We start from the raw sequence: 8,011 nt of genomic DNA, 5'->3' as shown, positions 1-8,011 counted from the left end.
GACCGTACTCTTGTCCCCGTGCAGGAACTCCACGATGCCCCCCTCGCCCCCCTGACCACCTTCCGGCTCGGCGGTCCCGCGACCCGCCTCGTGGTCGCCACCACCGACGACGAGGTGATCGCCGCCGTGCGCGAGGCGGACGAGGCCGGCACGCCGCTGCTGATCATCGGCGGCGGCAGCAACCTGGTGATCGGCGACAAGGGCTTCGACGGCACCGCGCTGCGCATCGCGACCAGCGGTTTCGACCTCGACGGGACGCGCCTGGAGCTGGCCGCGGGGGAGACGTGGAGCGACGCCGTCGCCCGCACCGTCGAAGCGGGGCTCGGCGGCGTCGAGTGCCTGGCCGGCATCCCCGGCTCCGCGGGCGCGACCCCGATCCAGAACGTCGGCGCCTACGGCCAGGAGGTCTCGTCGACGATCACGGAGGTCGTCGCGTACGACCGCCGCAGCGGCGGGACGGTGGTCCTTCCCAACGCCGAGTGCGGCTTCTCCTACCGCAACAGCCGCTTCAAGCAGGAACCCGACCGCTACGTCGTGCTGCGTGTCCGTTTCGAGCTCGAGGACGCCGGCGGCCTGTCCGCGCCCGTGAAGTACGCCGAGACCGCCCGTGCCCTCGGGATCGAGGTGGGCGACCGGGTCCCGGCCGCCACCGCCCGTGAGACCGTGCTCGCCCTGCGCGCGGGCAAGGGCATGGTGCTCGACGCCGACGACCACGACACCTGGTCGGCCGGCTCCTTCTTCACCAACCCGATCCTCACCGCCGCCGAGTACGAGACCTTCCTGGCCCGTGTCCGCGACCGGCTCGGCGACGGCATCGCCCCGCCCGCCTACCCGGCGGGCGACGGGCACACCAAGACGTCGGCCGCCTGGCTGATCGACAAGGCCGGATTCACCAAGGGCTACGGCTCCGGGCCCGCACGCATCTCCACCAAGCACACGCTCGCCCTCACCAACCGGGGTCAGGCCACGACGGAGGACCTGCTGGCCCTGGCCCGCGAGGTGGTGGACGGCGTGCGCGACGCGTTCGGCGTGACGCTGGTCAACGAGCCGGTGACGGTCGGCGTCAGCCTCTGAGCCTCCGGACGTCCGCGACCCGACAGGACCTCTCGGGCCCGAAGATCTAATAAGCGACGCCGACGGCCTGCCTGAGCGTGGCGGGGTCGTCGGTCATCGCGAGCATCGCGTGCGCCACATCCGCCCGGCCGATCATCCGGGCGCTGCGCGGATTGCCGCCGACCGCGACGCGGTACCTGCCGGTCAGTGGCTTGTCGAGCAGCCTCGGCGGCCGTACGGCGGTCCAGTCGGCCGCCGATCGCGCGAGTTCGCCCTCCATGACCCGCAGATCGTCGTAGACGGGCTTCAGTACCGCCCCCACGACCGACATCATCGCGCGGTCCCGCAGCGGCTCCCGCTCCGGTGCGCTGCCGAGCGGCGCCGCGCTGACGACCAGCAGCCGCCGCGTGCCCTCGGCCTCCATCGCGGCCAGCACCGAGCGGGTGAGGCGGGCGGCGATGCCCGCGTCGGACCGCCTGCGGGGGCCGAGACCCGAGAGCACCGCGTCCTGTCCGGCCACGGCTTCGCGCAGTGCCTCCGGGTCGTCCAGACCGGAGCGGACGACCTCGAGCCGTTCCCCGGTGACCGTGAAACGCGCCGGATCGCGGACCACGGCCGTCACCCGATGGCCGGCCGCCAGGGCCTGCCTGACGATCTGCCCGCCGATGCCGCCGGTCGCGCCGAACACTGTGAGCTTCATGGTGCACACCCTCCTCGGGTGGGTAAGTGTTCACTCACCTCTAGAGTGGGTGGGTACTCACCCACCCGTCAAGCCTGTTCTGGAGCGCGAATGGACCAGAAGCCCACCCGCGTCCGCATCATCGACGCGGCGCGCGACCTGATGCTCTCCATCGGTCTCGCCCGAACCACCACCAAGGAGATCGCCAAGGCGGCCGGCTGCTCGGAGGCTGCGCTCTACAAGCACTTCACGGGCAAGGAGGAGCTGTTCGTGACCGTGCTCCAGGAACGGCTGCCGAAGCTGGGCCCGCTGCTGGCCGAGCTGGCCGCCGATCCGGGCGGCGCGAGCGTCGAGGAGAACCTCACCGAGATCGCCCGCCAAGCGGCCCTCTTCTACGAGAAGACCTTCCCCATGGCGGCGTCGCTGTACGCCGAACCCCGCCTCAAACGCCGGCACGAAGAGGCCATGCGCGAGATGGGAACGGGGCCGCACAAGCCCATCGAGGGCCTCGACGCGTACCTGCGCGCCGAACAGGCCGCCGGCCGCATCGGCCCGGACGCCGACACCCATGCCGCCGCGTCCCTGCTCCTGGGCGCCTGCGCGCAGCGCGCCTTCGCCTACGACATGACCGCGGGCCACCGGCCGCCGCAGCCGCTCGACGAGTTCGCGGCGGGTCTCGCGCGCACGCTGTTGCGGGGCATCGCCACCGCCGGCGACGCCCGCTGAGCGCTGTACCGCCGGGCCGTGCCGGCGCCGGCGGCGTGCCTCAGGCCGGCGGAGACGCCAGCCAGTCGTCGATCCCCGCCAGCAGCTTCTGCCTGATGTCCTCGGGCGCCGCCGAACCCCGCACCGACTGGCGGGCCAGTTCCGCGAGCTCCTGGTCCGTGAAGGCGTGGTGGCGGCGGGCCAGCTCGTACTGTGCCGCCAGCCGGGAGCCGAACAGCAGCGGATCGTCCGCGCCGAGCGCCATGGGGACCCCGGCGTCGTACAGCGTCCGCAGCGGCACGTCCTCCGGCTTCTCGTAGACGCCGAGCGCCACGTTGGAGGCCGGGCAGACCTCGCAGGTCACGCCCCTCTCGGCGAGCTTGCGCAACAGCCTCGGATCCTCCGCCGCCCGCACACCGTGGCCGATCCGAGAGGCGCGCAGGTCGTCGAGGCAGTCCCGTACGGACGCGGGTCCGGTCAGTTCGCCGCCGTGCGGGGCCGCCAGCAGCCCGCCGTCGCGGGCGATGGCGAAGGCGCGGTCGAAGTCCCGCGCCATGCCCCGCCGTTCGTCGTTGGAGAGCCCGAATCCGACGATGCCGCGGTCCGCGTAGCGCACCGCCAGCCGGGCGAGTGTCCGGGCGTCGAGCGGGTGCTTCATCCGGTTCGCCGCGACCAGCACACGCATCCCGAGCCCGGTCTCCCGGGAGGCCGTGTCCACGGCGTCGAGGATGATCTCCAGCGCAGGGATCAGACCGCCGAGCCGCGGCGCGTACGAGGTCGGGTCGACCTGGATCTCCAGCCAGCCCGAGCCGTCCCTGATGTCCTCCTCCGCCGCCTCACGCACCAGCCGCTGGATGTCCTCGGGATCGCGCAGGCAGGAGCGGGCCATGTCGTACAGCCGCTGGAAGCGGAACCACCCGCGCTCGTCCGTGGCGCGCAGCTTCGGCGGCTCGCCCCCGGTCAGCGCCTCCGGAAGATGCACGCCGTGCTTGTCGGCGAGCTCAAGAAGAGTGGTGGGCCGCATCGACCCGGTGAAGTGCAGGTGCAGATGGGCTTTCGGCAGCAGGCTGACGTCTCGTTCGCGCTCCATTGAGTGATCCTGCCAAAGACGACCGGAACGGGGCAGCCCCTTTCCCCGATCGGGTTCTTGCCCGAACACAGAAACGGGCCCCCGGCCGAAGCAGGGGGCCCGTCGCACGAGGGAGGGGATCAGTCGCGGGCCTCGGCCAGCAGCTTCTGGATCCGGGAGACACCCTCGGCCAGGTCCTCGTCGCCCAGCGCGTAGGAAAGGCGCAGGTAGCCGGGCGTGCCGAAGGCCTCGCCCGGGACGACCGCCACCTCGACCTCGTCGAGGATCAGGGCCGCGAGCTCCACGGAGGACTGGGGACGACGGCCGCGGATCTCCTTGCCCAGCAGGCCCTTCACCGACGGGTAGGCGTAGAAGGCGCCCTCGGGGGTCGGGCAGACCACACCGTCGATCTCGTTGAGCATCCGCACGATCGTCTGCCGGCGGCGGTCGAAGGCCTCGCGCATCTTCGCGACGGCGTCCAGGTCCCCGGAGACGGCGGCCAGGGCGGCGATCTGCGCCACGTTGGAGACGTTCGAGGTGGCGTGCGACTGGAGGTTGGTGGCCGCCTTCACGACGTCCTTCGGACCGACGATCCACCCCACGCGCCAGCCCGTCATGGCGTACGTCTTCGCGACACCGTTGACGACGATGCACTTCTCCCGCAGCGCCGGAACAAGGGCGGGCAGCGAGGTGAACGTCGCGTCGCCGTAGACGAGGTGCTCGTAGATCTCGTCGGTCAGCACCCACAGACCGTGCTCCGCGGCCCACTCGCCGATCGCGCGCGCGTCGGCCTCGCTGTAGACGGCACCGGTCGGGTTGGACGGCGAGACGAAGAGGACGACCTTGGTCTTCTCCGTGCGCGCGGCCTCCAGCTGCTCCACGGAGACGCGGTAGCCGGTGGTCTCGTCGGCCACGACATCGACGGGCACGCCGCCCGCGAGACGGATCGACTCGGGGTAGGTGGTCCAGTACGGCGCCGGGACGATGACCTCGTCACCCGGGTCGAGGATCGCGGCGAACGCCTCGTAGATCGCCTGCTTGCCGCCGTTGGTCACCAGGATCTGGGCCGGGTCCACCTCGTACCCGGAGTCGCGCAGCGTCTTCTCCGCGATGGCCTTCTTCAGCTCCGGCAGACCGCCGGCGGGCGTGTAGCGGTGGTACTTCGGATTGCGGCAGGCCTCGACGGCGGCCTCGACGATGTAGTCGGGGGTCGGGAAGTCGGGCTCACCGGCGCCGAAGCCGATCACCGGACGCCCGGCGGCCTTGAGGGCCTTGGCCTTGGCGTCGACGGCGAGGGTCGCGGACTCGGAGATCGCGCCGATGCGCGCGGAGACCCGGCGCTCGGTGGGAGGGGTTGCAGCGCTCATACGGCCCATGCTCCCAGACGCCGGAAGGACCCGGCACACAGGTTTCGAAGGGCGGACAACACGGACCTGCGGCCGACGGTGGAAGGTCCGGGAGGGGGTGGCCGGGCTTTGTGTTCGACGCCGGGCCTGGGAACACGTACACTCACTGGCTGTTGGCCCTCACCAGCCAAGTCCGAGCCGGGCACTTAGTGCACCCGGGCGGATGCGGTAGGTTGGGGGAGTCACAAAGGGTCGTAGCTCAATTGGTAGAGCACTGGTCTCCAAAACCAGCGGTTGGGGGTTCAAGTCCCTCCGGCCCTGCTACACACACCTTCGCCAGGCTGTGTGCGCATGTACGTACTTCTATGCACCGCCGTGCGGCTCCACCGGGCGCGGCACGGCCACGACCCGGGAATCAGGTGAGAGATCGTGACGGACGCCGTAGGCTCCATCGACATGCCTGATGCCGAGGACGAGACGCCGGAGTCGAAGAAGAAGACCCGCAAGGGCGGCAAGCGCGGCAAGAAGGGCCCGCTGGGTCGCCTGGCTCTCTTCTACCGCCAGATCGTCGCCGAGCTGCGCAAGGTCGTCTGGCCGACTCGTCATCAACTGACGACGTACACCACAGTGGTGATTATCTTCGTCGTCATCATGATCGGCCTCGTGACCGTGATTGACTATGGCTTCCAGGAAGCAGTCAAGTACGTCTTCGGCTGATCCGCGGAGGGCGCCGGAAATCGGCGCCCCTTTCGCATGTTCCACCCCATCTGTATCCAGGAAGAAGCCATCGTGTCTGACCCGAACCTGAACGACGCCGACCGTTCCGGCGAGAGCTTCGAGTCCCCTGAGGACGAGCTCGACATCGTCGAGGCGTCGGACGCTGAGGAGCCGGACCAGGCAGAGGCTGCCGACGACGCCGCCGGTGAGCCGGCCGAGGACGAGGCCCTGCACGTCGAGAACGTCGACGAGGACGAGGCCGGCTCCGAGGACGCCGAGGCTGCTGAGGAGAGCGCGGAAGAGGCTCCCGAGGAGAGCGCCGAAGAGGCCGACGAGGAGCCGGCGGCTCCCGTCGACCCGGTCGCCGCCCTCCGCGACGAGCTCCGTGGCCTCCCGGGCGAGTGGTACGTGATCCACACCTACGCGGGCTACGAGAAGCGCGTGAAGGCCAACCTGGAGCAGCGTGCCGTCTCGCTGAACGTCGAGGACTTCATCTACCAGGCCGAGGTGCCCGAGGAAGAGATCGTCCAGATCAAGAACGGCGAGCGCAAGAACGTCCGGCAGAACAAGCTGCCCGGCTACGTTCTCGTCCGCATGGATCTGACGAACGAGTCCTGGGGCGTCGTCCGTAACACCCCCGGTGTCACCGGCTTCGTCGGCAACGCGTACGACCCGTACCCGCTGACCCTGGACGAGATCGTCAAGATGCTCGCCCCGGAGGCCGAGGAGAAGGCCGCCCGCGAGGCCGCGGAGGCCGAGGGCAAGCCGGCTCCGGCCCGCAAGGTCGAGGTTCAGGTGCTGGACTTCGAGGTCGGTGACTCGGTCACCGTCACCGACGGCCCGTTCGCGACGCTGCAGGCCACGATCAACGAGATCAACGCCGACTCGAAGAAGGTCAAGGGCCTTGTCGAGATCTTCGGCCGCGAGACCCCGGTCGAGCTCAGCTTCGACCAGATCCAGAAGAACTAGTTCCTTCTGGACGCCAGGTTTCCGAACAGGTCAGACCGCCTCTCGCAGGCTGTCTGACCTGCTCGGTTTTTGGCCGCGCATGGATACCCGTTATCGTTGTGCGGTATGCCTCCATCCGGATGATCGGGTGGCAGGCGGATAACTCTCACTAGGACCCGGAGAGAGCAATGCCTCCCAAGAAGAAGAAGGTCACGGGGCTTATCAAGCTCCAGATCCAGGCCGGTGCGGCCAACCCGGCTCCGCCGGTCGGCCCCGCCCTGGGTCAGCACGGCGTCAACATCATGGAGTTCTGCAAGGCCTACAACGCCGCGACCGAGTCGCAGCGTGGCATGGTCGTGCCGGTGGAGATCACGGTCTACGAGGACCGTTCCTTCACCTTCATCACGAAGACTCCGCCGGCCGCCAAGCTGATCCTCAAGGCCGCGGGTGTGGACAAGGGCTCCGGCGAGCCGCACAAGACCAAGGTCGCCAAGCTGACGGCTGCCCAGGTCCGCGAGATCGCCACGACCAAGCTCCCCGACCTGAACGCCAATGACCTCGACGCCGCGTCAAAGATCATTGCCGGCACCGCCCGTTCCATGGGCATCACGGTCGAGGGCTGACAGCCCCCTCGTAAGCCCCAGTGGTAGGACCAAGCGCTGGTCCGCACCACGACTCCACGCTCAACACATCAGGAGCAGAAGTGAAGCGCAGCAAGACTCTCCGCGCTGCGGACGCCAAGATTGACCGGGAGCGTAACTACGCCCCGCTCGAGGCTGTCCGTCTCGCCAAGGACACCGCCGCCACCAAGTTCGACGGCACCGTCGAGGTCGCCTTCCGTCTGGGCGTTGACCCGCGTAAGGCCGACCAGATGGTCCGTGGCACCGTCAACCTTCCGCACGGCACCGGCAAGACCGCCCGGGTCCTGGTCTTCGCGACCGGTGACCGTGCTGCGGCCGCGGAAGCCGCGGGCGCCGACATCGTCGGCTCCGACGAACTGATCGACGAGATCTCCAAGGGCAACCGCCTGAACGAGTTCGACGCGGTCGTCGCCACCCCGGACCTCATGGGCAAGGTCGGCCGCCTCGGCCGTGTGCTCGGTCCGCGTGGTCTGATGCCGAACCCGAAGACCGGCACCGTCACGATGGACGTCGCCAAGGCCGTCAACGAGATCAAGGGCGGCAAGATCGAGTTCCGCGTCGACAAGCACTCGAACCTGCACTTCATCATCGGCAAGGTCTCCTTCGACGAGACGAAGCTGGTCGAGAACTACGCCGCGGCGCTGGAGGAGATCCTCCGTCTCAAGCCGTCCGCCGCGAAGGGCCGCTACATCAAGAAGGCGACCCTGACGACGACGATGGGCCCCGGCATCCCGCTGGACTCCAACCGCACCCGCAACCTCCTCGTCGAGGAGGACCCGGCCGCCGTCTGATCCCTGGACGGCAGTCGCGGGCATCGCGTCTCCTGAATCCGGCCTCCGCAGCTCCTCGAGCT

At 69.4% G+C, this 8,011-nt stretch carries 9 protein-coding genes and 1 tRNA gene; 7 read left to right on the top strand and 3 right to left on the bottom strand.

Annotation, left to right across the window (positions count from 1 at the left end; genetic code table 11):
* The first annotated feature begins 18 nt into the window (after window positions 1–18).
* Window positions 19–1,074, top strand: coding sequence for a UDP-N-acetylmuramate dehydrogenase (locus ACWGH4_RS26045; protein WP_453465250.1), 1,056 nt, complete (start codon window positions 19–21; stop codon window positions 1,072–1,074).
* Window positions 1,075–1,120: 46 nt separating this feature from the next.
* Here the strand turns inward: ACWGH4_RS26045 and ACWGH4_RS26040 are convergent, their stop codons facing one another.
* Window positions 1,121–1,753, bottom strand: coding sequence for an NAD(P)-dependent oxidoreductase (locus tag ACWGH4_RS26040; protein WP_453465248.1), 633 nt, complete (start codon window positions 1,751–1,753; stop codon window positions 1,121–1,123).
* A 90-nt stretch (window positions 1,754–1,843) separates the two neighbouring features.
* Between ACWGH4_RS26040 and ACWGH4_RS26035 the strand changes: the two genes are divergently transcribed.
* A complete protein-coding gene (locus ACWGH4_RS26035) occupies window positions 1,844–2,458 on the top strand; it encodes a TetR/AcrR family transcriptional regulator (protein WP_453465246.1) in 615 nt (204 codons plus the stop codon).
* A 40-nt stretch (window positions 2,459–2,498) separates the two neighbouring features.
* Here ACWGH4_RS26035 and ACWGH4_RS26030 read toward each other — a convergent pair whose 3' ends face one another.
* The gene (locus ACWGH4_RS26030; protein WP_453465244.1) at window positions 2,499–3,527 is read right to left on the bottom strand and encodes an adenosine deaminase; all 1,029 of its coding nucleotides are present in this window, start codon (window positions 3,525–3,527) and stop codon (window positions 2,499–2,501) included.
* A gap of 119 nt (window positions 3,528–3,646) precedes the next feature.
* The gene (locus ACWGH4_RS26025) at window positions 3,647–4,873 is read right to left on the bottom strand and encodes a pyridoxal phosphate-dependent aminotransferase (protein WP_005313638.1); all 1,227 of its coding nucleotides are present in this window, start codon (window positions 4,871–4,873) and stop codon (window positions 3,647–3,649) included.
* Window positions 4,874–5,100: 227 nt separating this feature from the next.
* Between ACWGH4_RS26025 and ACWGH4_RS26020 the strand changes: the two genes are divergently transcribed.
* From ACWGH4_RS26020 to rplA, 5 genes are all read left to right on the top strand, one after another.
* Window positions 5,101–5,173 (top strand) — tRNA-Trp (locus tag ACWGH4_RS26020).
* Between the two features lie 108 nt (window positions 5,174–5,281).
* A complete protein-coding gene (gene secE / locus ACWGH4_RS26015) occupies window positions 5,282–5,569 on the top strand; it encodes a preprotein translocase subunit SecE (RefSeq protein ID WP_159688599.1) in 288 nt (95 codons plus the stop codon).
* Window positions 5,570–5,641: 72 nt separating this feature from the next.
* On the top strand, window positions 5,642–6,538 hold the full coding sequence (gene nusG, locus ACWGH4_RS26010) for a transcription termination/antitermination protein NusG (RefSeq protein ID WP_159688596.1): 897 nt from the start codon (window positions 5,642–5,644) through the stop codon (window positions 6,536–6,538).
* 167 nt (window positions 6,539–6,705) lie between these two features.
* Window positions 6,706–7,140 carry a 50S ribosomal protein L11 gene (gene rplK, locus ACWGH4_RS26005; protein ID WP_005313632.1) on the top strand — a complete coding sequence of 145 codons (435 nt, stop codon included), beginning with the start codon at window positions 6,706–6,708 and terminating at the stop codon, window positions 7,138–7,140.
* An 80-nt stretch (window positions 7,141–7,220) separates the two neighbouring features.
* Window positions 7,221–7,949, top strand: a complete 729-nt coding sequence (gene rplA, locus ACWGH4_RS26000) for a 50S ribosomal protein L1 (RefSeq protein WP_005313630.1) — start codon at window positions 7,221–7,223, stop codon at window positions 7,947–7,949.
* The last annotated feature ends 62 nt before the right edge of the window (window positions 7,950–8,011 follow it).

The organism is Streptomyces sp. NPDC054847 (assembly GCF_053610925.1).
The sequence above is the reverse complement of the archived record's forward strand: the minus strand, read 5'-3'. Positions and strand labels throughout refer to the sequence as shown.